Below are 23,642 nucleotides of genomic sequence, written 5' to 3' on the forward strand. Positions count from 1 at the left end.
CATAGGTATCTACACAACTTTCAGAAACTGACGAACTCCCCCGTGGCGAGCGGGCTTGCCCCGCGCTGGGCTGCGAAGCAGCCCCAAAAAACCCCCCGCGTTTCTTCAGATAAACCGCGATGGCCGGGTTTAGGGCTGCTTCGCGGCCCAGCGCGGGGCAAGCCCGCTCGCCACAACGGCGCTATCTGCCTGGATTTAGGCGTTGCGGCGAAGTTGTGTAGATACCTATGGCTATCGCAGGCAAGCCAGCTCCCACAATGGATATTCGTGGTTCTTAGAGCATGCGCTCCAGCCCCACGGTGGTAGCAAACCAGGCATTGAACCGGCGCCACCAACTGCCCGGCTCGCGGGTCAGGGTGTGCATCTGGCCGTTGTCTTCCGTTACCCATACCACCTGGCCATCCTTAAGTTTTGCCTCATAACTCAAGGCTGGCGCCATCCCTTGCAGGGCCAGGTTGCGCACATGCTCGGCCAGTTCGGGACTGTCCACCAGCACGCCGACCTCGGTGTTCCACAGCACCGAACGCGGGTCGAAATTGAACGAGCCGATAAACGACTTCTGCCGATCAAAAATCATCGCCTTGCTGTGCAGGCTGGAGTCCGAACCATGCAGCGAGCGGCTGCCCAGCAGGTGCGGGCCACTGCCGCCACCGTCGCCCGGTTGGCGACGCAGTTCGTACAACTTCACCCCGTGCTCCAGCAGCGCCTTGCGATAGGGCGCATAACCGCCATGCACCGCCGGCACGTCGGTGGCTTCCAGGGCGTTGGTCAGCAAGCGCACGTCGACGCCTGCGTCCGCGCGGCCGGTGAGGTACACCAGGCCCGGCTGGCCGGGCACGAAGTAGGCCGAAATCATCATCAGCTCACTGTGCACGCCTTCCAGCTCTGGCCCCAGTTGGGTCGTGAGCAGCAGTTGTGGGTCGGGATCGGCCTTGGCCAGGACCTTGCTCGGCGCGTCCCACAGTGCCTGGTTCCAGGCCCAGATCAGCTCCCGGCGCCAGATATCCATGCGCGGCTGGGTCTGGTAGGTGCGCAGGCGGTTATACAGGGCATGGTTTTGCTGGCGCGACTCGGCCAGGGACCTCTCCAGAAGCCCGCGTGCGGTGGCCAGGTCGCGGGAGGACGGGGCGCTGGAGATAAAGTCGGCGATAGGCTTGCTCAGCGCACTGTTCCAGTACTGATCAAAGCTGTGGCCCAGTTGCTCGGCCACGGGCCCCACGCTGAGCATGTCGATATCGGTGAAGTTCAGGTTGGGCTCGGCATCGAAATACTCATCCCCAAGGTTGCGCCCGCCAACAATCGCCACGCTGTTGTCGGCCAGCCACAGCTTGTTGTGCATGCGCCGGTGTTGCAGCGACAGGTTGAACAACCGGCCCATGGCCCGTGTCACGCCGGTGCTGCGCCCCAGGTGCAAGGGGTTGAACAAGCGGATCTGGATCTGCGGGTGCGCGGCCAGGGTGGCGATGATCTGGTCCAGGCCGTCGCTGGTGGTGTCATCCAGGAGGATGCGCACCCGCACGCCACGGTCGGCCGCGGTCAGCAGTTCGTCCACCAGCATGCGCGTGCTGATGCCGTCGTGGACGATGTAGTACTGCAAGTCGAGGCTGGTCTGGGCATTGCGGATCAATTCGGCGCGGGCCATGAACGCTTCGCTGCTGTTGGGCAGCAGGCGAAAGCCGGAGCGCCCCTGGTAGGGCGCGGCCTGGGCCTGGATCGAGCGCCCAAAGGCGGACTGCGTCGCTGGCAGTGCCTCGCTGGGCACCCGGGGCACATCCAGGGTGGCGCAACCGCCCAGGGCCAGGAACCCCAGCAAAAAAAACGCTAACAGCCGTTGGCTCATCAAGAAGACAGGTTCCGAATCAGGGCGGTGACAGGCATATGACGGTGATTGCTGGCAAAAGGTCAGTCCTGCTGCTGTTCAGCTTCAGCGAGCATCTTGATCGCCGTTGCCCCGACCTTGCGCACCGCCTCTTCAATCTGGGGCGTTGGTTTGGCAGCGTAGTTCATCCGCAGGCAATTACGGTATTTGCCCGAGGCGGAAAAGATACTGCCTACGGCAATCTGTACCCCTTGCTCGACCAGGGCACGGTTGAGCCTGAGGGTGTCAAACCCCTCGGGCAGTTCCACCCACAGCATAAAGCTGCCCTGGGGCCGGCTGGCGCGGGTGCCGACGGGAAAATAGCGGCTGACCCAATCGAGCATCAGGTCGCGATTGCGCTGGTATTGACTACGCATGCGCCGCAAATGCGGTTCGAAGTGCCCGTTCTTGAGGAATTCGGCAATGGCGATCTGTGGTTGGGTGGCAGTGGAGCCGGTGCTGATGTATTTCATGTGCAGCACCCGCTCCAGATAACGTCCAGGCGCTACCCAGCCGATCCGCAGGCCTGGGGCCAGGGTCTTGGAGAACGAGCTGCAGAGTAGGACGCGGCCATCTTCGTCGAAGGATTTGATGGTGCGCGGTCGCGGGTAGCTGTAGGCCAGTTCGCCATACACATCGTCTTCGATGATCGCCACGTCAAAGCGCTGGGCCAGGGTCAGTAACGCCCGTTTGCGTGCCTCGGGCATGATGTAGCCCAGGGGGTTATTGCAGTTGGGGGTCAACTGGATAACTTTGATCGGCCATTGCTCAAGGGCCAGTTCCAGAGCTTCGAGGCTGATGCCGGTGAGCGGGTCGGTGGGGATTTCCAGGGCTTTCATGCCCAGGCCCTTGAGGGTCTGCATGGCGCCGTGGAAGCTCGGCGAGTCGACGGCGACTATATCGCCGGGCTCGCAAATCGCACGGATGCTGGAGGACAGGGCTTCGTGGCAGCCGGTGGTGATCACGATGTCCTGGGCGTCGAGCTGGCAGCCGGAATCCAATGACAGACGGGCTATTTGCTCGCGTAGCTCCATACAGCCGTAGATGTTGTCGTAATACAGACCCGGCAGGTCCTGGCGGCGACTGACTCGGGCCAGGCTGCGCAGTAGGGGCTTGATGGTCGGCGACAGCACATCCGGCATGCCACGGCCCATCTGTATGACATCTTTGCGCGGCACCGCGCGGACCAACTCCAGCACTTGGTCCCACTGGGAAATCTCCACCGGGCGCTGGGCTGGCCGGCCTACTGCGGGCAGCGCCGGCAGCTCGCGCCCAACGGGCACGAAGTAGCCGGATTTTGGCTTGGGCGTCGCCAGGCCGTTGTCTTCCAGTAACCGGTAAGCCTGTTGCACGGTGCTCAGGCTGACCCCATGTTCCACGCTCAGGGCACGCACCGAGGGCAGCCGATCGCCGGGGCGATAGAAGCCCTGTTCTATGCGGGTGCCCAGCAGTTCGGCGAGGTTGACGTAGAGGGTCATGGCGGTCGCTCCCAAGAGACCAGTACAGATGGGCGCAAAATACAGGATTCAGCCCATGGTTGGCAGTATCTGTATGTATTTAATAAAAGTTGGTTGAATCTGTAATGGTTTTGCCGCCCCATCCATTCTAGTCACTCATGGCAACAGGCAAATGAGGGGCAGGACAATGAGTGGCTTGAGCGATGTGCGGCTGGCGTTACACAGTCAGGAACTGGAAGCAGGGCAGGAGCGCGGACTGACCGGGCTGGCGCCTGGCAATCCGAGCCGTTGGGAACTGTTCTGGCGCCGTCGCCACACGCGCCAGGCCCTGCTGGAGCTGACCCCGGAGCAACTACGCGATATTGGCCTGAGCACCGAGCAGGCGCGCCAGGAAGGCTTGAAGCCGTTCTGGCGCGGGTGAGTCAGAGCAGTTCTTTCAAGCGGTGCCAGAGCATGCCCAGGGCCAGCAGCGGTGAGCGCAAGTGCTTGCCGCCAGGGAAGGTGATGTGGGGCACCTGGGCAAACAGATCGAAGCGCCCACACTGTTGGCCGCTGATGGCTTCGGCCAGCAGCTTGCCCGCCAGGTGGGTGGCGTTCAGGCCATGGCCGGCATAGGCCTGGGCAAAGTACACGTTGGGTTGGTCGGCCAACCGGCCAATCTGCGGCAGGCGGTTGGCGCCGATGCCGATCATGCCGCCCCATTGGTAGTCGATCTTCGTCTCGGCCAATTGCGGGAAGACCTTGAGCATCTTGGGCCGCATATAGGCTGCGATGTCTTGAGGGTCGCGTCCGGAATAGTGGCAAGCACCGCCAAACAGCAGGCGCCGGTCGGCGGATAACCGGAAGTAGTCCACCGTGACTCGCTGATCACACACCGCCATGTTTTGCGGCAGCAGCTCGGCGGCCTGGGCCGGGCTCAAGGGTTCGGTGGCGATGATATAGCTGCCGGCGGGCAGCACCTTGCCGCTCAGGTGGGGGTTGAGGCCGTTGAGGTAGGCATTGCAGCCCAGCACCAGGGTCTTGGCGCGCACGCTGCCGTGGGCCGTGTGGACTTTGACTTCAGGGCCGTAGTCGATGCGCACGGCTTCGGACTGCTCGAATAGCCTGACCCCCAGTTGCTGCGCGGCGGCGGCTTCGCCGAGGGCCAGGTTCAGCGGATGCAGGTGACCGGAGCCCATGTCGATCATGCCGCCCACGTAACGGTCGGAACCGATCACGCTGCCCATCTCCGAGGCTTGCAGCAGGCGCAGTTCATGACCATAGCCAAGTTTGTGCAGTTCTTCGGCATCGGCGGCCAGGCCCTGCAGGTCGCGAGGCTTGTTGGCCAGGTCGCAGTAACCCCAGGTCAGGTCGCAATCAATCTGGAAGCGCTCGACCCGTTGGCGCACGATTTCCACGGCTTCCAGGCCCATCAATTTCATCTGCCGCACGCCTTCGGTGCCGACCACATTGGCAAACTGATCAAGGCCGTGGCCGACGCCACGAATGAGCTGCCCGCCATTGCGCCCGCTGGCGCCCCAGGCAATCTTGCGGGCCTCCAGCAGCACCACGCTGAAGCCCCGTTCAGCCAGCTCCAGCGCGGTGTTCAGCCCGGAAAACCCACCGCCCACCACGCACACATCGGCGACGACTTCACCCGCCAGCACCGGGTAATCGGGTTGCGGCAGGCTGCTGGCGGCGTAGTAGGAAGCGGTGTGCCGGGCGCTGGCGGTCATGGGGAGCATCCGTGTTTGGAAAATTTGACGCAGGATACAGCGGTCGGGTGAAGCTGTCTCACTCGGGGCTTTTAGGGCAAAATCCACGCCTATTCGCCGTTCGGTATGGGTTTCGATGAGTTGCAACAGCCAGAAAGTCAACGCGCTGCGCCGGCAGATCCCCTCGTTCGAGTGTGTGCCGGGTTGCCATGATTGCTGTGGACCGGTGACGACATCCACCGAGGAAATGTCGCGCCTGCCGCGCAAGACCGCGGCCGAGCAGGAAGCGGCCATGGATGAGCTGAACTGCGTACACCTGGGGCCCAACGGTTGCACGGTGTACGACGAGCGCCCATTGATCTGTAGGTTGTTTGGTACCACGCCCAGCCTGCCATGCCCCAACAACCGTGGGCCGGTGGAACTGATTCACCCTCGGGTCGAGAAGCAGATCCACGAGTACATGGCGACGACGCGGCAGGTGCTTGTTTAGCTGATCTACTCGGTCAAAAAGTGGGAGCTGGATCAATCCGGGATCGGCAGGTTCAGGCTCTCTTTCACCTCTTCCATCACGATATAGCTCTTGGACTCGCGCACATGGGGCAGCTTGAGCAGGATGTCGCCCAGCAGTTTGCGGTACGAAGCCATTTCGGAAATCCGCGCCTTCACTAGATAGTCGAAATCCCCCGAGACCAGGTGGCACTCCAGCACATGGGGCAGTTTCAGCACAGCACGTCGGAATTCTTCGAAGGTATCGCCGGATTTGTAGTCGAGGCTGATCTCGACAAACACCAGCAGGCTACCCTTCAAGTGCTGCGGATTGAGGCGGGCGTTGTAGCCCATGATGATCCCCTCGCGCTCCAGGCGCCGGACCCGTTCAGTGCAGGGCGTGGTCGACAACCCTACCTTCTCCCCTAGCTCGGTAAATGAGATCCGCCCGTCTGCCTGCAGGATGCGCAGGATGTTGCGGTCGATCTTGTCCAGCTCCCGCTTGGTCTGGGTATTGGTCCGCATAGGGGATGCTCCTCCGTGAAAAGGGTTTTTGCCGAGAATTGTCGCCAAATATAGGCACTTATATAGTGAAATGCACTGGTCATTGCTTTTTATACTGCCCACATCTTTGTGCTGAACAACAAACGTCAGCGGTCAAGCAGTGATGAGGATATAAAAATGCGCGTTTTGGTCTTGGGTAGCGGTGTCATTGGTGTGGCCAGTGCCTACTATTTGGCGCGTGCCGGTTTTGAAGTGGTCGTGGTCGACCGTCAGCCGGCCGTTGCAATGGAGACCAGCTTCGCCAACGCCGGCCAGGTCTCGCCCGGCTATGCATCGCCATGGGCTGCGCCGGGTGTGCCGCTCAAGGCCATCAAGTGGCTGTTGCAGCGCCATGCGCCGCTGGCGATCAAGGCCACGGCCGATATCGACCAATACCTGTGGATGGCGCAGATGCTGCGTAACTGCACGGCCAACCGTTATGCGGTGAACAAGGAGCGCATGGTGCGTCTGTCCGAGTACAGCCGCGACTGCCTCGATGAACTGCGCGCCGAGACCGGCATTGCCTACGAAGGCCGCAGCCTGGGTACTACGCAATTGTTCCGCACCCAGGCGCAACTCGATGGCGCGGCCAAGGATATCGCCGTGTTGAAAGAGTCCGGCGTACCGTTCGAGCTGCTCGACCGCGCCGGCATTGCCCGCGTCGAGCCGGCCCTGGCCAGCGTCACGGATATCCTGGCCGGTGCCTTGCGCCTGCCCAATGACCAGACCGGCGACTGCCAGATGTTCACCACCCGCCTGGCCGATATGTGCAAACAGTTGGGTGTGGAGTTCCGTTTCGAGCAGGACATTCAGCGCCTGGACCACGCCGGTGATCGTATCAACGGTGTGTGGATCGACGGCAAGCTGGAAACCGCCGATCGCTACGTGCTGGCCCTGGGCAGCTACTCGCCTCAGTTGCTCAAGCCGCTGGGGATCAAGGCTCCGGTGTATCCGCTCAAGGGGTACTCCCTGACCGTGCCGATCACCAACCCGGCGATGGCCCCGACTTCGACCATCCTCGACGAAACCTACAAGGTTGCGATCACCCGGTTCGACAACCGCATCCGGGTCGGGGGCATGGCTGAAATAGCCGGTTTTGACCTGTCGCTGAACCCGCGCCGGCGCGAAACCCTGGAGATGATCGTCAACGACCTTTATCCTCAGGGCGGTGATTTGAGCGAGGCCACGTTCTGGACCGGCCTGCGCCCGACCACCCCGGACGGCACGCCAATTGTCGGCGCCACCCCGTTCAAGAATCTGTTCTTGAACACCGGCCACGGCACTCTCGGCTGGACCATGGCCTGTGGCTCCGGTCGCTTGCTGGCGGACCTGATGGCCAAGAAAACCCCGCAGATCAGCGCCGCAGGCCTTGATATTTCCCGTTACGGCAACCCTCAGGAGTCCACAAAACATGTCAATCCAGCGCCAGCTCACCAATGAGCGCATGAGCCAGATCGTTGTCCACAGCGGTACCGTGTATCTGGCAGGGCAAGTCGGCGACGACATGAGTGCCGGGATTGAACAGCAGACCCGTGAGACCCTCGCCAATATCGAGCGTTTGCTGGATCTGGCCGGTACCGACAAAACCAGGTTGCTGTCGGTGACGATCTACCTCAAAGACATCGACGCCGACTTTGCCGGCATGAACGCGGTATGGGACAAGTGGCTGCCAAAAGGCGTCGCCCCGGCCCGCGCTACGGTCGAGTCGAAACTGTGTGAGCCAGAAATCCTGGTCGAGCTGTCTGTCGTGGCCGCTCTGCCTTAAACGATCCCTCTTCCGGTGCCGGCGCTATTGGCCGGTACCGGTTTTTTCTTCCCACCGCCGCCTAGAAGCCTGCCGCCATGCGTCCTGCCCGTGCCCTGATCGACCTACAAGCCCTGCGCCATAACTACCAATTGGCTCGCGAACTGACCGGGGCCAAGGCCCTCGCCGTGATCAAGGCTGACGCCTACGGCCATGGAGCCGTGCGCGTGGCCCAGGCCCTGGAAGACCAGGCCGACGGTTTTGCCGTGGCCTGTATCGAGGAGGCGTTGGAGTTGCGCGCCGCCGGGATTGGTGGGCCGGTGTTGTTGCTCGAAGGGTTCTTCGAGGCCGATGAACTGCCGCTGATCATCGAGCATGACTTCTGGTGTGTGGTGCATTCGTTGTGGCAGCTGGAAGCGATTGAACAGGCGCGCCTGAGCAAGCCGCTGACGGTGTGGTTGAAGCTGGACTCGGGCATGCACCGGGTTGGTTTGCATCCCAAGGATTATCACGATGCCTACCAGCGCCTGCTGGCCAGTGGCAAAGTGGCCAAGATCGTGTTGATGAGCCACTTCGCCCGCGCCGATGAACTGGACTGCACAAGCAGCGATGAACAGGTCGCGGTCTTCGAGGCGGCGCGCCAGGGCTTGGCGGCCCAGGTCAGCCTGCGCAATTCGCCGTCGGTGATGGGTTGGCCGAGCGTTTCCAGTGATTGGGTACGGCCGGGCATCATGCTTTATGGCGCGACCCCCTTTGGTGAAGACCAGGCGGTTGCCGCGCGTTTGCAACCGGTGATGACCCTGGAGTCGAAAGTCATCTGCGTACGCGAGCTGCCTGCGGGCGAGCCAGTGGGTTATGGCGCGCGGTTTGTAACGCCCAAGCCGATGCGTATCGGTGTGGTTGCCATGGGTTATGCCGACGGTTATCCACGGCATGCGCCGACCGGTACGCCGGTGCTGGTCGCCGGCCAGCGCAGCCAATTGCTGGGGCGGGTGTCGATGGACATGCTGTGTATCGACCTGACCGATGTACCCCAGGCAGGTCTGGGTTCGACCGTCGAGTTGTGGGGCAAAAACATCCTCGCCAGCGATGTGGCGACCGCCGCCGAGACCATCCCTTATCAGATTTTCTGCAACCTGCGTCGTGTGCCACGGCTCTATTCCGGCGCTTAGCCGCCAGCTGCAGATGAAGCCCAGCGGGATTCAGACCAAAGTGTTGTAAATACTGAACGCTGTCGCCATGATAACGCTCAATTACAACAAAGCCTGAATCCTAGGAGGCTCCTGCATTGGACGTCGGCGAACGACTGCAATCCATCCGTAAACTGAAAGGTCTTTCCCAGCGTGAACTCGCCAAGCGTGCGGGCGTCACCAACAGCACCATTTCGATGATCGAGAAAAACAGTGTCAGCCCATCCATCAGCTCCTTGCGCAAGGTGCTGGGCGGCATCCCCATGTCCATGGTCGAGTTCTTTTCCGAGGAGATCCTCCAGGAAAAACCGACGCAGATCGTCTATAAAGCCAATGAGCTGATCGACATCTCCGATGGTGCGGTGACCATGAAGCTGGTGGGCCGGGCACATCCGAGCCGGGCGATTGCGTTTCTCAACGAAATCTACCCACCGGGCGCCGATACGGGTGAGGAAATGCTGACCCATGACGGCGAGGAAACCGGGATCCTGCTGGAAGGTCGTCTGGAATTGGTGGTGGGCGTTGAAACTTTTGTGCTCGAAGCCGGCGATAGCTACTACTTTGAAAGCACCAAGCCGCACCGTTTTCGCAATCCGTTCGATGTGCCGGCGCGACTAATCAGCGCAGCCACACCCGCGAACTTTTAACAGAAGAGGCGCCCTGCCTACCTTGCAGAGGTGCCCGTAGTTGTATTTCGCCATGCTCAATCTCCCCTTGGATAATAGGGTTGTTTCAGTGAGGCGGCCTAACCGTTATACTTTCGCCGCCTGCGAAACCGTGGCCGCAGGCGTGAATAGCCACCATGAGGGTGAACGCGTGAACCTAATTATGAAAATGCTGGCTGTACCAGCAACCGTACTGGCCCTTTGGGCTGCCAGCGCTCAAGCTGCGACCAATGATGATATTGCCAAGCGCCTTGAACCCGTGGGGAAGGTCTGTATTCAAGGTGAGGAATGCAAGGGCATGGAAGTCGCTGTGACAGCGGGCGGCGGCGGCGCAAAAACGCCGGACGAGATCATCGCCAAGCACTGTAATGCTTGCCACGGCACTGGCCTGTTGGGCGCACCGAAAATCGGTGACACCGCAGCCTGGAAAGAGCGCGCCGACCACCAGGGCGGCCTCGACGGCATCCTGGCCAAGGCCATCACCGGCATCAACGCCATGCCGCCTAAAGGCACCTGCTCCGATTGCTCGGATGACGACCTCAAGGCTGCAATCGAGAAGATGTCTGGTTTGAAATAAACCGATCTTCGCCAAAAAGCCGCTGACCAGCGGCTTTTTTGTGCCCGCAATTTGCCGGCCAAGGCTGTTCATTGCAGCAAAGACCCGGCAAGCTCGGTCCAACCCCTAATCACGGAACGTCAGGAGGGTCGGATGGTGCAGTTGTGTTCAATCGAGCAAGCGGTCGATGACGTACTGGAGCGCCTGCCTGCGCATATCCACATGGGTATGCCGCTGGGCCTGGGTAAGCCGAATCTGTTTGCCAATGCCTTGTACCGGCGTATCGCCAAGCTGCCCGAGCGGTCGCTGACGATCTACACCGCGTTGAGCCTGGGCCGCCCGCCATTGGGTGATGGTTTGCAAAAGCGCTTTCTGGAGCCGTTTGTCGAGCGGGTGTTCGGTGATTATCCCGAGCTGGATTACCTTGCCGCCCTGCGCAAGGACAGCCTGCCGGCCAACATCCACGTGCAGCAGTTCTTCATGCAGCCCGGCAGCCTGCTGCATAGCACCTCGGCCCAGCAGGATTACGTCAGCAGCAACTACAGCCATGCCGCCCGCGATATCAACGCCGCTGGCCTGAACCTGGTGGCGCAATTGGTGGCCAGCAGCAGTGAGCACCCGGATCGCCTGAGCCTGAGCTGCAACCCCGATATCACCCTCGACCTGTTGCCCATGATCGCCAAGCGCCGCGCGGCAGGCGAGACCATCCTGGTGGTCGGCCAGGTGCATGAAGATTTGCCCTACATGCCCGGTGATGCCGAACTGGGCATGGACCAGTTCGACTTTCTGATCGACGAAAAAGACCGCACCACCCTGTTCTCCACGCCTAACATGCCAGTGGGTTTGCAGGACCACTTCATCGGTTTGCACGCCAGCACCCTGGTGCGCGATGGCGGCACCTTGCAGATTGGTATCGGTTCGATGGGCGACGCCTTGACCGCCGCGTTGCTGGCGCGCCAGGCCGATAACGAGGGGTATCGGCAGTTGCTCACCGACCTGGATGTGTACCAATGGGCGCCGCTGATCAGTCGTGAGGGCGGGGTCGAACCGTTTGCCCGGGGCCTTTATGGTTGCAGCGAAATGTTCGTCAACGGCCTGTTGGTACTGGCCGATGCCGGGATTGTGCGGCGCAAGGTGTACCCGGATGTGGCGACGCAGGAGCAGGCCAACGCGGGGCTGCTGGACGATGCGGCGCAGCCCGATGGCATATCGATCCACGGTGGTTTCTTCCTCGGGCCACGCAGTTTTTACCAGCGCCTGCAGGAAATGACCCACGCCAAGCGCCTGGAATTCAACATGACTCGCATCAGCTATATCAACGAGCTGTACGGGCAGGAAGAACTCAAGCGTTTGCAGCGTGTGGATGCGCGGTTTATCAACAGTGCGATCATGGTCACGTTGCTGGGCGGCGGCATTGCCGACCAACTGGAAGACGGCCGCGTGCTCAGCGGGGTGGGTGGGCAATACAACTTTGTTGCCCAGGGCCATGCGCTGGAGGGCGCGCGCTCGATCCTGATCCTGCGCAGTTGGCGCGAATCGGCCGGCGAGGTCAGCTCCAATATTGTCTGGGAATACGGGCACTGCACGATTCCACGGCACCTGCGCGATATCGTGATCACCGAATACGGTATCGCAGACCTGCGCGGCCAGACCGACGCCCAGGTGATCGAGGCGTTGCTCAATATCACCGACTCACGGTTCCAGGCCGACTTGATCGAACAGGCGCAAAAAGCCGGCAAGTTGCCCAAGGACTTCCAGCTCGACCCGCGCTTTGCCGACAACACCCCCGAGCGTTTGCAGGCGGTGCAGGCGCGGCACACAAGGCTGTTCCCGGAGTATCCGCTGGGCAGTGACTTCACCGATGAAGAGCGGGATTTGTTGCGCGCGCTGAACTGGCTCAAGAGCAAATTCAAGCTGACCGAGATTCTGGAGTTGGGCAAGGCGGCGCTGGATGCACCGGAGCCTGAGGCGTTTCCCGAGCATCTGGTGCGCATGCGCCTGGATAAGCCTGAGGGGTTTAAAGAGGATCTGTATCAGCGCTTGCTGCTCGCAGGCCTCAAGGCCACCGCACACTAACAGCCACCACAAACCCAATGTGGGAGCGGGCTTGCTCGCGAATGCGGTCTGTCAGTCAACTCATGAGTGGCTGATCCACCGCTATCGCGAGCAAGCCCGCTCCCACATTTTTAACTGTGCTCGCTCACCTTCAGTCGATGAAGGTCACAACCCCACCCGCCAGGGACTTGACCCGCGCCAGCGACTCAACCCGGTAGCCCTGGGCGTCCAGTTCTGCACGCCCGCCCTGGAACGACTTCTCGATCACAATCCCCAGGCCCGCCACGGTGGCGCCGGCCTGTTTGATGATCGAAATCAGTGCCTGGGACGCCTTGCCGTTGGCCAGGAAGTCATCGATCACCAGCACGCGGTCGCTGCTGGTCAGGTGCCGAGGGGAGATCGCCACGGTACTTTCGACTTTCTTGGTGAAGGAATACACCGTCGCCGACAGCAGGTTTTCCGTCAGGGTCAGGGACTGTTGCTTGCGGGCGAAAATCACCGGCACGCCCAGGTTCAGGCCGGTCATGATCGCCGGCGCGATACCCGAGGCTTCGATGGTGACGATCTTGGTGATCCCCGAATCCTTGAACAGTGCGGCGAATTCGTCGCCGATCAGCTTCATCAGCGCCGGGTCGATCTGATGGTTCAGAAAGGCGTCGACCTTGAGTACCTGGTCGGAAAGCACGATGCCTTCTTCGCGAATTTTCTTGTGCAGTGCTTCCACAAAAGCTTCCTCTGGTGGCGCAAGGGGCGCCGAAAGTAGATTAAAAAGTAGTCGATTCTAGCGCTTTAGCATCGCGCGTATATCCGCCAGGGCGGTGTTACCACGTACCGCCTTGACTTCAGTTGGGGTGTCGTCGTTGCCTTCCCAGGCCAGATCGTCCGGTGGCAGCTCATCAAGGAACCGGCTCGGGGCGCAGTCGATGATCTCGCCGTACTGCTTGCGCTTGGCCGCAAAGGTGAAGGCCAGGGTCTGACGTGCACGGGTAATACCCACGTAGGCCAGGCGCCGTTCTTCTTCGATGGTGTCGGCTTCGATACTGGAGCGGTGTGGGAGGATTTCCTCTTCCATGCCCATGATGAACACGTAGGGGAATTCCAGGCCCTTGGATGCATGCAAGGTCATCATCTGCACACCCTCGGCGCCATCTTCTTCTTCCTGCTGGCGCTCGAGCATGTCGCGCAGCACCAGCTTGCCGATGGCGTCCTCGACGGTCATTTCACCGTCTTCGTCTTTTTCCAGGGTGTTCTTCAGCGCCTCGATCAGGAACCAGACGTTGCCCATGCGGTAGTCCGCGGCCTTGTCGCTGGAGCTGTTGGTGCGCAGCCAGTTTTCATAGTCGATATCCATGACCATGCTGCGCAGGGCGCTGATCGGGTCTTCGCCGGCGCACTGCTCGCGCACCTTGTCCATAAAGCGCTTGAAGCGCGACAGGCGATCGGTGAAGCGCGTATCCAGGTGTTCGCCCAGGCCGATTTCGTCGGTGGCGGCGTACATCGAGATCTTGCGTTCGGTGGCGTAGTTACCGAGCTTTTCCAGGGTCGTGGAGCCGATCTCCCGGCGTGGCACGTTGATCACGCGCAGGAAGGCGTTGTCGTCGTCCGGGTTCACGATCAACCGGAAGTAGGCCATCAGATCCTTTACTTCCTGGCGTCCGAAAAAGCTGTTGCCCCCTGACAGGCGATACGGCACCTGGTGGTGCTGCAACTTCAACTCGATCAGCTTGGCCTGGTAGTTACCGCGATACAGGATCGCAAAATCACTGTAGGGCCGGTCGGTGCGCAAGTGCAGGCTGAGAATTTCCACGGCCACGCGCTCGGCTTCGGCGTCTTCGTTGCGGCAGCGGATCACGCGGATCTCATCGCCATGGCCCATCTCGCTCCACAACTGCTTTTCAAACTCGTGGGGGTTGTTGGAGATCAGCACGTTGGCGCAACGCAGGATGCGGCTGGTGGAGCGATAGTTCTGCTCCAGCATCACCACTTTCAGCGACGGGTAGTCGACCTTGAGCAGCATCAGGTTTTCCGGGCGCGCACCGCGCCAGGCGTAGATCGACTGGTCATCGTCGCCGACCACGGTGAACTGGTTGCGCGTACCGATCAGCAATTTCACCAGCAAATACTGGCTGGCGTTGGTGTCCTGGTATTCGTCCACCAGCAGGTAGCGCACCTTGTTCTGCCACTTTTCGAGGATGTCGGCGTGTTCCTGGAACAGCTTGACCGGCTGCAGGATCAGGTCGTCGAAGTCCACCGCATTGAACGCCTTGAGCGTGCGCTGGTAGTGGGTGTAGACGATGGCGGCGGTCTGTTCCTTGGGGTTGCGTGCGTTTTCCAGGGCTTCGGGGGGCAGGATCAGGTCGTTTTTCCAGGCGCCGATCATGTTCTTGATCTCATCGACGCCGTCGTCTCCCGCGTATTCCTTCTGCATGATGTCGGTCATCAGGGCCTTGACGTCGGTCTCGTCGAAGATCGAGAAGCCCGGCTTGTAGCCCAGCCGCGCATGCTCCTTGCGGATGATGTTCAGCCCCAGGTTGTGGAAGGTACACACGGTGAGGCCACGGCCTTCGCCACCCTTGAGCAGGGTGCCGACGCGCTCTTTCATTTCCCGCGCCGCCTTGTTGGTAAAGGTCATGGCGACGATGTACTGGGCACGGATGCCACAGTTCTGGATCAAGTGCGCAATCTTGCGGGTGATCACGCTGGTCTTGCCGGAGCCAGCACCGGCGAGCACCAATAGAGGGCCGCCGACGTAGTTCACGGCTTCTTGCTGCCGGGGATTGAGTCGGGACATACAGGGTTTTGGGAGTCTTTGAGCGAAAAGGGCGGGCATTTTAACAGGCTGGCAAGATTCTGCTGCCTCTGAACGACAGTGTGACGTACCACTCGATCTAAATTTGCCGCTTTTGTTACTTTGCCGCAGGATGTGCGGGGTTTTTGGGTCTATTGTTCGATCTAGAGCCGCACTGCGCGTATTTGATAACCAATATCATTGGTCATTATCAGGCTGCACGTCATAATGCCCGCCGCCAACGAAATCTTGCATAGTCTAGGGAGCTAGCTTGTCTACGCCTGTCGAACCCTTGCGTTTGCTGCTATTGGCCGATACGCCTACGTGGGCAGCATTGTTGCGCGAGTGCCTGGTGCCGATGGGTGATGGTGCCGTGCTGATCAGTGCACCAAGCTGGGAGTCGGTGAGCAGCCTGTTCGACGATGATCGCTCGGCCGTATTGCTCACTACCCCGAGCCTGCAACCCGGCCCTGGCCGTTGCAGCCTGCCCACCGTATTGCTGCTGGAGCAGGAACCGCTGGTTGCACCGCTGGGCGCCAGTGACTGGTTGATTCACGGTGCGTTTGATGTGGACACGGTGCGCCGCTGCCTGCGCCACGTGCGCGAGCGCGGCTTGCTGGAAAACACCCTGCAACGCCTGGCCGAACAGGACCCGCTGACCGGCATCGCCAACCGCCAGGGCTTCCAGACCCTGCTGGCCGCGCGCCTGGCGGAAAACGACGGGCGTGGCCTGGCCCTCGGCCACCTGGACCTGGACAACTTCCGTCATGCCAACGATGCCCTTGGCCATCAGGCGGGCGACCGGTTGATCTTGCAAGTGGTTTCGCGGCTCAAGAGCCAGCTCGAAGCCGGCGACCAACTGGCGCGCCTGGGCAGTGACGAATTCGCCTTGCTGATCGACACCCGCCGTGCGCCGCAACGCGCCGAGTGGATGGCTGAGCGCATCATCGAGGCCATGGCCGAACCTTACTGGGTCGATGGCGAGAGCCTGCTGATCGGCTGCAGCCTCGGTGTGGCCCATGCCCGCGCCAAGGCCGGTGCTGACCCGTTGATGTGGCACGCGCATATCGCCATGCAACAGGCCAAGAGCACCCAGGGCTGCACCTTTCATATCTTCAATGAACGCATCAATCGCAACGCCCGCAGCCTCGCCGACCTGGAAAGCGAACTGCGCCGGGCGCTGCGCCGTGATGAACTGGAGCTGCATTACCAGCCGCGCCTGGACCTGGACGATGGGCATATCGTCGGCCTCGAAGCCCTGGTGCGCTGGCGCCATGGCGAGCGCGGCCTGTTGCCGCCAAGCGAGTTCGTGCCGTTGGCCGAGCAGAGCGGCCTGATCGTGCCGTTGGGCTACTGGGTGATTTCCCGTGCCCTGCGCGACATGCAGGACCTGCGCGAACGCGGCCTGCCGCCGCTGCACATGGCGGTCAATCTGTCGTTCCGCCAGTTCCAGGACAGCCAACTGCTGTCGACCCTGAGCCGGCTGATTGCCGAGCGTGGGGTGGAGGCGCAGTGGCTGGAATTCGAACTTACGGAAACCGCTGTGATGCGCCGCAGCGACCTGGTCAAGCAGACCATGGACGCCTTGGGTCGCCTGGGTGTGCGCTTTTCCCTGGATGACTTTGGTACCGGGTTTTCGTCCTTCGTCCACCTCAACAGCTTGCCGATTGCCCTACTCAAGATCGACAAGAGCTTTGTCGGCGGCATGGAAGAGCGCGAGGAGAACCGCAAACTGGTGCACGCCATGATCAACCTGGCCCATAACCTCAACCTGGAAGTGGTGGCCGAAGGTGTGGAAACGCCCGAGCAACTGGCGTTGTTGCGTCTGTTTGGCTGCGACCAGGCCCAGGGTTACCTGATCAGCAAGCCGTTACCGCTTGCGGAATTGGTGGAGTACCTGACATTTGGCAGCAGCCAGCAGGCGTTGTTGGGTGAAGTGATCTGACTTTGTAAGCCCAATCAAAAATGTGGGAGGCTCCACTACCTCTTCGACGTAGCGCTGTCGCGCATCAAACTGGATACCCTGTGGCGAGCGGGCTTGTCGGAACGCCGCATCGCCCGCGCTGGGCTGCGCAGCAGCCCCAAAACCAGTCTCTGCGCAGTATCTGGTACACCGCATTCTTCCTTTATTGGGGGCGCTACGCGCCCCAGCGCGGGGCAAGCCCGCTCGCCACAACAGCCCTCTCTGCCGGGATTTATGCGCTGCGGCAAAATTGTGCAGGTACCGATGGCTATCGCAGGCAAGCCAGCTCCCATATTGACCGAGTACATGCTTCAGTTCGGCTGTGGGGCCGTGTCGATTTGCGGTTCCTGGGCAATCATCCGCTTCATCTTTCTTTCAAACGCCCACGTCAGGGTAATCGCCGCACAGGCCAGGCCCAGGGCCAAGCCCCACCACACGCCCGTCGGGCCCCAGTCCAGGGTAAACGCCATCAACCAGGCCGCCGGCGCGCCAATCAACCAGTAGCACCCCAGGCCGACGAGGAAGGTGGTCTTGGCATCCTTGAGCCCGCGAATACAGCCCATGGCGATGGTTTGCACGCCGTCGAACAACTCGAACCACGCCGCCACCGCCAACAGGCTGACCGCCAGGCTGATCACCTGGGCGAAGGCCGGGTCGTCATGGTCGAGGAACAGGCCGATCAGCGGGTCTGAAAACAACCAGAGCACCATGGCAAACCCCAGCATCACCGTTGCGCCGAAGGCGATCCCGACCCGCCCGGCCAACCGCGCGCCAAGCAAATGCCCGCCGCCGTAGTGCAAGCCGATGCGCATGGTGACCGCGTAAGACATGCCCGCCGGCACCATGAACGCCACCGAGACGATTTGCAGGGCAATCTGATGGGCCGCCAATTGCGTACTGCCCATGGTTCCCATGCACAGCGCCGCAAAGGCGAACAAGCCGACTTCCACCGCGTAGGTGCCGCCAATCGGCAGGCCCAGGCGCCACAGCTCGCGCAGGTAGTGCAGGTTGGGCCGCAACAGGCCCTTGCCCAGCGGATACGCCGCGTAGGCGCGGTTGTATTTGATGTACCACAACAGTGCCAGGGCCATGCAGTTGGCGACAATCGCCGTGACCAGGCCAATGCCCATCAGGCCCAGCTTGGGCAGGCCGAACATGCCTTCGATCAACGCATGGTTGAGCAGGTAGTTGATCACCGTGCCGCACAGGCTGATCACCATCACCGGCGTGGCTTTGCCGATGGCGCTGGTGAAGCCGCGCAGGGCCATGAACGTCAGGTAACCGGGCAGGGCGAACGGCAGGATCATCAGGAACTGGCCGGCCGACTGCACGTTGGTTTCGGTCTGGCCGAACATCAGCAGCACCGGCTTGAGGTTCCACAACAGCAGGCCCGCTACCAGGGCCATCAGCCAGGCCAGCCAGAGCCCGGCCTGGGTCAGGCGGGTCGCGCCTTCGATATCGCCGGCGCCCTGACGGATAGCGACCAGGGTGCCCACGGCGGCAATCACGCCGATGCAAAAGATCGACACAAACGAGTAGCTCGCCGCACCCAGCCCACCGCCGGCCAAGGCTTCGGGGCTCAGGCGGGCCATCATCAGGGTGTCGGTGAGCACCATCAGCATGTGCGCCAACTGTGAGGCAATCAACGGCCCTGACAGCCGCAGAATGGCCCAGAGTTCGGTACGCGCCGGATGCTGCATGGTCATCACGCTCAGTATTTGCATAAAGGGTAGAGGGGGTGATTCTCGGCGCTCTCAGCGCGTTGCACAAAGGGATAAATGCGATCAGTCGCATGATTAAAACTCATGCAAGAATGATTCTGGTAGGGTTTGCGGATCATGCCGTCGGAGTTTTCCTCATGTCTCGTCGCCTTCCTCCTCTGCATGCCTTGCGCGCATTTGAAGCGGCGTCCCGGCACAACTCGTTCACCCGTGCCGCCGAAGAGCTGTCCATCACCCAAAGTGCGGTCAGCCGACATATCCGCACCCTGGAGGAGCACTTCGCCTGCCGCCTGTTCCAGCGCAGCGGGCGCACCTTGCAGCTCACCGAGTCGGCGCGCCTGCTGTTGCCCGGCGTGCGCGAGGGTTTTGCCGCCCTGGAACGCGCTTGCCATACCTTGAATGCCGAGGACGACATCTTGCGCATGAAGGCCCCGTCGACCCTGACCATGCGTTGGTTGCTGGCGCGGTTGAGTCGGTTCCGGCATCTGCAGCCGGGCAATGAGGTGCAGTTGACCAGCGCGTGGATGAGCATCGATGAGGTGGATTTCAACCAGGAGCCGTTCGACTGCGCGGTCCTGCTGAGCGATGGGCACTTTCCTGCGGACTGGGAAGCCAGTTACCTGTTTCCTGAATTGCTGATCCCGGTGGGCGCTCCGAACTTGCTTAACGATGGCCCCTGGGATGTGGAACGCCTGGCCGGCGCCGAGCTGCTGCACCCCACGCCGGACCGGCGTGATTGGCGGCGCTGGTTGCAGCGCACGGGGCTGGCCTCCCGCGTCGCCATCAAGGGTGGGCAGGTGTTCGATACGCTGGAGCTGGGCATGATCGCTGCTGCCCGGGGGTATGGCGTGTCCATGGGCGACCTGCTGATGGTCGCCGAGGATGTGGCCCAGGGCCGTTTGAGCCTGCCTTGGCCTACTGCGGTGGCCAGCGGCGAGAGCTACTACCTGGTCTGGCCCAAGACCCGCCCCGGCGGTGAGCGCCTGCGCAGGCTGTCGGACTTTCTGCAAAGTGAAGTGCGGGCCATGGCACTGCCGGCAGTGGAACAGCTCGACTGAATCGATGCAGCGCCCGCCAACAAGGCGTTGGAGTGATACCCCTGTGATTTGCTCAAGTATTGACCCCGGCCGCCGAAGTAGGTGTGTCGCAGCTGCCATTAGTTGCGGCTCAGCGTGCCCCCAATTCAAGAAATTCGCCGATTAGCGCTATCAGATCAGGAAGATCCGGGCCTCGGCCAGGAGCAGTCATGTCTCAACCCCGCGCCCGCATAGCTTCGCAGCTGGGCATCGCCTTGGCGGTCATATTGGCTGTCGTGATCAGCGGCAGCACCGTGTTTGCCCTGCGCTCCCTTGATTCGGCCAACCTGCAGACCCGTGAAGAACACCTGGCCAGCGAAGCGCGTTTGCTCGCCGACCAACTCAATACCTTCCACAGCACCTTGCGCGAGAGCACCCAGCGTTTGAGCGGGCTGTTTGAAAAGCGCTTTGGCGCAGGCCTGAGTGTGCATGCCGAGCAGACGGTGAATGTGGCCGGGGTAGCGACCCCGAGTCTTTACCTGGGCGATGCGGTGCTCAACAACAACTTCGACGAGGTCGATGAGTTCAAACAGATGTCCGGCGGCGTGGCCACGGTGTTTGTGCGCAGCGGCGAAGACTTTATCCGCATCAGTACCTCCCTGACCAAGCAGGACGGCAACCGCGCCATCGGCACCGTGCTGGATCGCCAGAGCCCAGCCTACCAGCGCCTGCTCGCCGGGCAGAGCTACATTGGTCGCGCGGTGCTGTTCGAGCGCTCCTACATGACCCAATACAGCCCTGTGAGCGACGCCAGCGGCAAGGTGATTGCGGTGTTGTTTATCGGTTTTGACTACACCGATGCCCAGAATGCCCAGTTCGCCAACCTCAAGCGCTTTCGCATTGGCCAGACCGGCTCGCTGGCGCTGCTGGACGAGCAAAAGCACTGGCTGGTGCCGCCTGCCGGCGTGCAAGCGTTGGAGCAGGCGGTTCCGGTGATCCTGGAGTTGGCGCAAAAGCCCGGCCAGGGGCGTTTCTGGAGCGACCGGGGCGAAGACTTCTACAGCGTTGCCGTGCCGTTTGACGGCGGCCCGTGGTCGGTGGTGGCGAGCATGCCCAAGGCTGAGATCCGTGCTGTGACCTGGGCCGTGGGTATCCGCCTGGTGATCGGCAGTGTGCTGGCGATGCTGCTGGCCGTGGGGGCGGCGGTCTGGTTGCTGCGCAGTAAATTGCAGCCTTTGGGCGACCTGGTGCGCCAGGCCGAAGCCTTGGGCGCCGGTGATTTGAGTGCGCGGCTGAATGTCTCCAGCCAGGACGAAATCGGTCAATTGGCGCGCAGCTTCAACCAGATGGGCGAGGCCCTGTCGACTATGGTCTCGCACATCCGCGAGGCGGCCGAGGAGGTCAACAGCCGCGCCCAGGCGCTGTCGGGCTTGTCGGGTGGGGCCTATGAAGGCATGGAGCAGCAGTCTGGCGAGATCACCAGCATGGCTGGCGCGGTGGAAGAGTTCAGCGCCACCTCGTTGAACATTGCCGACAACATGGGCAATACCGAACGCCTGGCCCAGGAAAATGCCCAGCAGACCCGCATTGGCCGCAACTCGATGCAGGAGGCGTCGGCATCCCTGGAGCATATCGCCACGGCACTCAACAGCACGGCCACGGTGATCAACACCCTGGGCCAGCGTTCCCAGGAAATCGGTGGCATCGTCGGCGTGATCACCTCGATTGCCGACCAGACCAACCTGTTGGCCCTCAACGCGGCCATCGAGGCGGCACGGGCCGGGGAGCAGGGGCGTGGGTTTGCCGTGGTTGCCGATGAGGTGCGCAACCTGGCCTCACGCACCCGCCAGGCCACCGATGAGATCTCCGGGATGATCCAGAGCATCCAGCAAGAAACCGGCAATGCCATCAGCACCATGGAGCAGGGCAATGTGCTGATGCAGGAAGGCTTGTCGCGCAATGCCGACGTTGCCTCGGCCCTGGCGCGCATTGACGAGCAAAGCCGCTCGGCGGGGCAGCAATTTGCCGCAATCACCACCGCTACCCAGGAGCAAAGCAGCACGGCGACCTTGCTCAGCAGCAACCTGCAGAGCATCGCGCTGGCCAACAGTGAACAGCGTGAAGTGGTCTCGAATCTGGCGATTACCGCCAGGGAGCTGGAGACGTTGGCGGCGGGGTTGCGGCATGAGGTGGATCGGTTTCGTTGAAACACCCTCGATCAATTGTGGGAGCGGGCTTGCCCGCGATGGCGGTGTATCAGTCGCCGCATATGTCGGATGAACCGGCGCAATCGCGGGCAGGCCCGCTCCTACAGGGGATCTGAGCTCGGCTCAAGTCATCGCAGCCGGGCGATATTGCAGGGCCTCCGCCAGATGGTGACGAGCGATGGCATCTGCTTGCTCCAGATCCGCCAAGGTCCGTGCCACCTTGAGCAACCGATGCGCCGCCCGCAGCGATAGCGTCAGGCGTTCGCAGGCGCTCTCCAGCCAGCCTTCATCGACTTTCTCCAGCTTGCAGTGCTCACGCAACCCTGGCAGGTCGAGAAACGCATTGGCACAACCTTGGCGCCGTTGCTGATAGTCACGCGCTTGGGCGACACGTCGGGAAGCGCTGGCGGTGTCATCGCCGGGCTGTTTATCAGGATTCAGGGCGGTAGTTTCCCGGGCGACGGTCAAGTGCAGGTCGATGCGGTCCAGCAGCGGCCCGGACAGTTTGTTGCGGTAGCGCTGGATCTGCTCCGGCGTGCAACGACAGCGCCCGCTGGGCTCGCCCATATAGCCGCAGGGGCAGGGGTTCATCGCCGCTACCAGTTGAAACCGCGCCGGGAAACTCACCCGGTCGCGGGCGCGGGAAATCACGATATGCCCGGACTCCAGCGGCTCGCGCAGCACCTCAAGCACTTTGCGATCAAACTCTGGCAATTTACTTTTTGAGACCGGGATCACGAAAAAATTGTCAAAAATGAAGGTCGCAGTGGATTTCTGGGCGGCCACGGTTGCTCTGGACGCCTGACGAAGGATTGGACGATTCTCGTTAGCATGTCGGGATCACGTTTGATCTTGGGCCCGAGTACAAGTGTGCCGGTTTCATCGCCGCGCAATCGCCGTTAATCGTCCTTCAAACTCACGGATTAGGCGCAGGTATCATGCTTTTGTGATAGCGCTCACCTCAGTTGAGCGCACAATATCTTCCGTCTGATTGACCGCTGGAGGTACGAGTCTCTTTTCCCGCGTGACGGATCGATCTTCGGGCGAGTTAGCTGCAGCTGTCTGGGGGCGCTGAAGGGGCGACTGATTGAATCAGTCGGGACCTGAGAGGTTTGCTCAAGGAGGGGGCATCTTCGAGCAGCTCTCTGCTTTAGATCACTCATCGTCCTTGGCTGAGTGCCAATGTCTATCAACGGTTGTAGTACCGATACCAAGCTTACGAGCTACTTCGATCTTGGTCAGTCCTTCAAGCTTCAGCGATTGGATTGCCTTGCGGTTCATCTCCGCCTGCCTGCCTCGCACCCCCTGAATAGCAGGAGCACCGGCTTCGTTACGAAGCTTTTTGTTCACAACATATTCCTTGAGCAACCGTTCCTGGGTTGCTTGATACTCCTCAAGATTCAAGGCCGCCAGCCGGGCTTCTGCGGCAAAAAGCGCTAGACTTGGGGTCACCCCTAGACATTCACACAGAGCCCGTAATTTTGCTATGGATATCGCTTGGCTGCCTCGCTCAACACTGGCCAGATATTCGCGGCTCAATGCGCGGAGGCAATCCTCACGCCTCAATCCAGCATCGACTCGAATCTCCCTAAGGACGTGCCCGAGGGCTTGCAGATATTCCATCTCTCTTCCGTGCAGCCACAAAAGAGATTATCAGGCCATGCTTTAACACCCCGCATCGCGGAGCTATAACATGTAT

General features: G+C 61.3%; 19 protein-coding genes and 1 pseudogene. 11 read left to right on the forward strand and 9 right to left on the reverse strand.

Going from position 1 to position 23,642, the window contains the following annotated elements; translation table 11 throughout:
* Window positions 1–274: 274 nt before the first annotated feature.
* A complete protein-coding gene (locus tag HBO09_RS01350) occupies window positions 275–1,840 on the reverse strand; it encodes a phospholipase D family protein (RefSeq protein ID WP_169991085.1) in 1,566 nt (521 codons plus the stop codon).
* Between the two features lie 62 nt (window positions 1,841–1,902).
* A complete protein-coding gene (locus tag HBO09_RS01355) occupies window positions 1,903–3,336 on the reverse strand; it encodes a PLP-dependent aminotransferase family protein (RefSeq protein WP_169991087.1) in 1,434 nt (477 codons plus the stop codon).
* A 166-nt stretch (window positions 3,337–3,502) separates the two neighbouring features.
* Between HBO09_RS01355 and HBO09_RS01360 the strand changes: the two genes are divergently transcribed.
* On the forward strand, window positions 3,503–3,736 hold the full coding sequence (locus tag HBO09_RS01360; RefSeq protein ID WP_169991089.1) for a DUF1127 domain-containing protein: 234 nt from the start codon (window positions 3,503–3,505) through the stop codon (window positions 3,734–3,736).
* Between the two features lies 1 nt (window position 3,737).
* Here the strand turns inward: HBO09_RS01360 and HBO09_RS01365 are convergent, their stop codons facing one another.
* Window positions 3,738–5,030 (reverse strand): FAD-binding oxidoreductase, encoded by a 1,293-nt coding sequence (locus HBO09_RS01365; RefSeq protein WP_169991091.1) that lies wholly within the window; start codon window positions 5,028–5,030, stop codon window positions 3,738–3,740.
* A 115-nt stretch (window positions 5,031–5,145) separates the two neighbouring features.
* On the opposite strand from HBO09_RS01365, the gene HBO09_RS01370 reads away from it, so the two are divergent.
* A complete protein-coding gene (locus tag HBO09_RS01370) occupies window positions 5,146–5,499 on the forward strand; it encodes a YkgJ family cysteine cluster protein (protein WP_029289779.1) in 354 nt (117 codons plus the stop codon).
* A gap of 32 nt (window positions 5,500–5,531) precedes the next feature.
* On the opposite strand, the gene HBO09_RS01375 is transcribed toward HBO09_RS01370, so the two are convergent.
* Window positions 5,532–6,020 (reverse strand): Lrp/AsnC ligand binding domain-containing protein, encoded by a 489-nt coding sequence (locus HBO09_RS01375; protein ID WP_003206849.1) that lies wholly within the window; start codon window positions 6,018–6,020, stop codon window positions 5,532–5,534.
* 156 nt (window positions 6,021–6,176) lie between these two features.
* On the opposite strand from HBO09_RS01375, the gene dadA reads away from it, so the two are divergent.
* From dadA to HBO09_RS01405, 6 genes are all read left to right on the forward strand, one after another.
* Window positions 6,177–7,478: a D-amino acid dehydrogenase gene (gene dadA / locus HBO09_RS01380; protein ID WP_029289774.1), complete on the forward strand. Its 1,302-nt coding sequence runs from the start codon at window positions 6,177–6,179 to the stop codon at window positions 7,476–7,478.
* Window positions 7,450–7,803: a RidA family protein gene (locus HBO09_RS01385; protein WP_029289772.1), complete on the forward strand. Its 354-nt coding sequence runs from the start codon at window positions 7,450–7,452 to the stop codon at window positions 7,801–7,803. Before dadA ends, HBO09_RS01385 begins: the two co-directional genes overlap by 29 nt.
* Window positions 7,804–7,880: 77 nt before the next feature.
* Window positions 7,881–8,954: an alanine racemase gene (gene alr / locus HBO09_RS01390; RefSeq protein WP_169991093.1), complete on the forward strand. Its 1,074-nt coding sequence runs from the start codon at window positions 7,881–7,883 to the stop codon at window positions 8,952–8,954.
* Between the two features lie 116 nt (window positions 8,955–9,070).
* Window positions 9,071–9,619 carry a cupin domain-containing protein gene (locus tag HBO09_RS01395; protein WP_029289768.1) on the forward strand — a complete coding sequence of 183 codons (549 nt, stop codon included), beginning with the start codon at window positions 9,071–9,073 and terminating at the stop codon, window positions 9,617–9,619.
* A 181-nt stretch (window positions 9,620–9,800) separates the two neighbouring features.
* Complete coding sequence (locus HBO09_RS01400) at window positions 9,801–10,214, forward strand: c-type cytochrome (protein WP_092232109.1); 414 nt, start codon at window positions 9,801–9,803, stop codon at window positions 10,212–10,214.
* Between the two features lie 132 nt (window positions 10,215–10,346).
* Complete coding sequence (locus HBO09_RS01405; protein ID WP_169991095.1) at window positions 10,347–12,269, forward strand: acetyl-CoA hydrolase/transferase family protein; 1,923 nt, start codon at window positions 10,347–10,349, stop codon at window positions 12,267–12,269.
* A 130-nt stretch (window positions 12,270–12,399) separates the two neighbouring features.
* Here the strand turns inward: HBO09_RS01405 and HBO09_RS01410 are convergent, their stop codons facing one another.
* Together HBO09_RS01410 and rep are read right to left on the reverse strand one after the other, a co-directional pair.
* The gene (locus tag HBO09_RS01410; RefSeq protein ID WP_029289761.1) at window positions 12,400–12,972 is read right to left on the reverse strand and encodes a xanthine phosphoribosyltransferase; all 573 of its coding nucleotides are present in this window, start codon (window positions 12,970–12,972) and stop codon (window positions 12,400–12,402) included.
* Window positions 12,973–13,029: 57 nt separating this feature from the next.
* Window positions 13,030–15,039 (reverse strand): DNA helicase Rep, encoded by a 2,010-nt coding sequence (gene rep / locus HBO09_RS01415; protein ID WP_029289758.1) that lies wholly within the window; start codon window positions 15,037–15,039, stop codon window positions 13,030–13,032.
* Between the two features lie 268 nt (window positions 15,040–15,307).
* Here rep and HBO09_RS01420 point away from each other — a divergent pair, with 268 nt between their 5' ends.
* Window positions 15,308–16,981 (forward strand): bifunctional diguanylate cyclase/phosphodiesterase, encoded by a 1,674-nt coding sequence (locus HBO09_RS01420; RefSeq protein ID WP_169991097.1) that lies wholly within the window; start codon window positions 15,308–15,310, stop codon window positions 16,979–16,981.
* A 329-nt stretch (window positions 16,982–17,310) separates the two neighbouring features.
* Here HBO09_RS01420 and HBO09_RS01425 read toward each other — a convergent pair whose 3' ends face one another.
* Window positions 17,311–18,705: a NorM family multidrug efflux MATE transporter gene (locus HBO09_RS01425; protein WP_169991099.1), complete on the reverse strand. Its 1,395-nt coding sequence runs from the start codon at window positions 18,703–18,705 to the stop codon at window positions 17,311–17,313.
* 152 nt (window positions 18,706–18,857) lie between these two features.
* Here HBO09_RS01425 and HBO09_RS01430 point away from each other — a divergent pair, with 152 nt between their 5' ends.
* On the forward strand, window positions 18,858–19,778 hold the full coding sequence (locus tag HBO09_RS01430) for a LysR substrate-binding domain-containing protein (protein WP_169991101.1): 921 nt from the start codon (window positions 18,858–18,860) through the stop codon (window positions 19,776–19,778).
* Between the two features lie 188 nt (window positions 19,779–19,966).
* Entirely contained in the window at window positions 19,967–21,943 is a 1,977-nt protein-coding gene (locus tag HBO09_RS01435) for a methyl-accepting chemotaxis protein (protein ID WP_169991103.1), read from the forward strand.
* 123 nt (window positions 21,944–22,066) lie between these two features.
* Here the strand turns inward: HBO09_RS01435 and HBO09_RS01440 are convergent.
* Together HBO09_RS01440 and HBO09_RS01445 are read right to left on the reverse strand one after the other, a co-directional pair.
* Window positions 22,067–22,660: pseudogene (locus HBO09_RS01440) on the reverse strand (ATP-binding protein); the annotation flags it as partial.
* 438 nt (window positions 22,661–23,098) lie between these two features.
* Window positions 23,099–23,566 (reverse strand): helix-turn-helix transcriptional regulator, encoded by a 468-nt coding sequence (locus tag HBO09_RS01445; RefSeq protein ID WP_169991105.1) that lies wholly within the window; start codon window positions 23,564–23,566, stop codon window positions 23,099–23,101.
* Window positions 23,567–23,642: the final 76 nt, after the last annotated feature.

It is taken from the genome of Pseudomonas sp. WS 5027 (genome assembly GCF_012985695.1).
Classification (GTDB): domain Bacteria; phylum Pseudomonadota; class Gammaproteobacteria; order Pseudomonadales; family Pseudomonadaceae; genus Aquipseudomonas; species Aquipseudomonas hygromyciniae.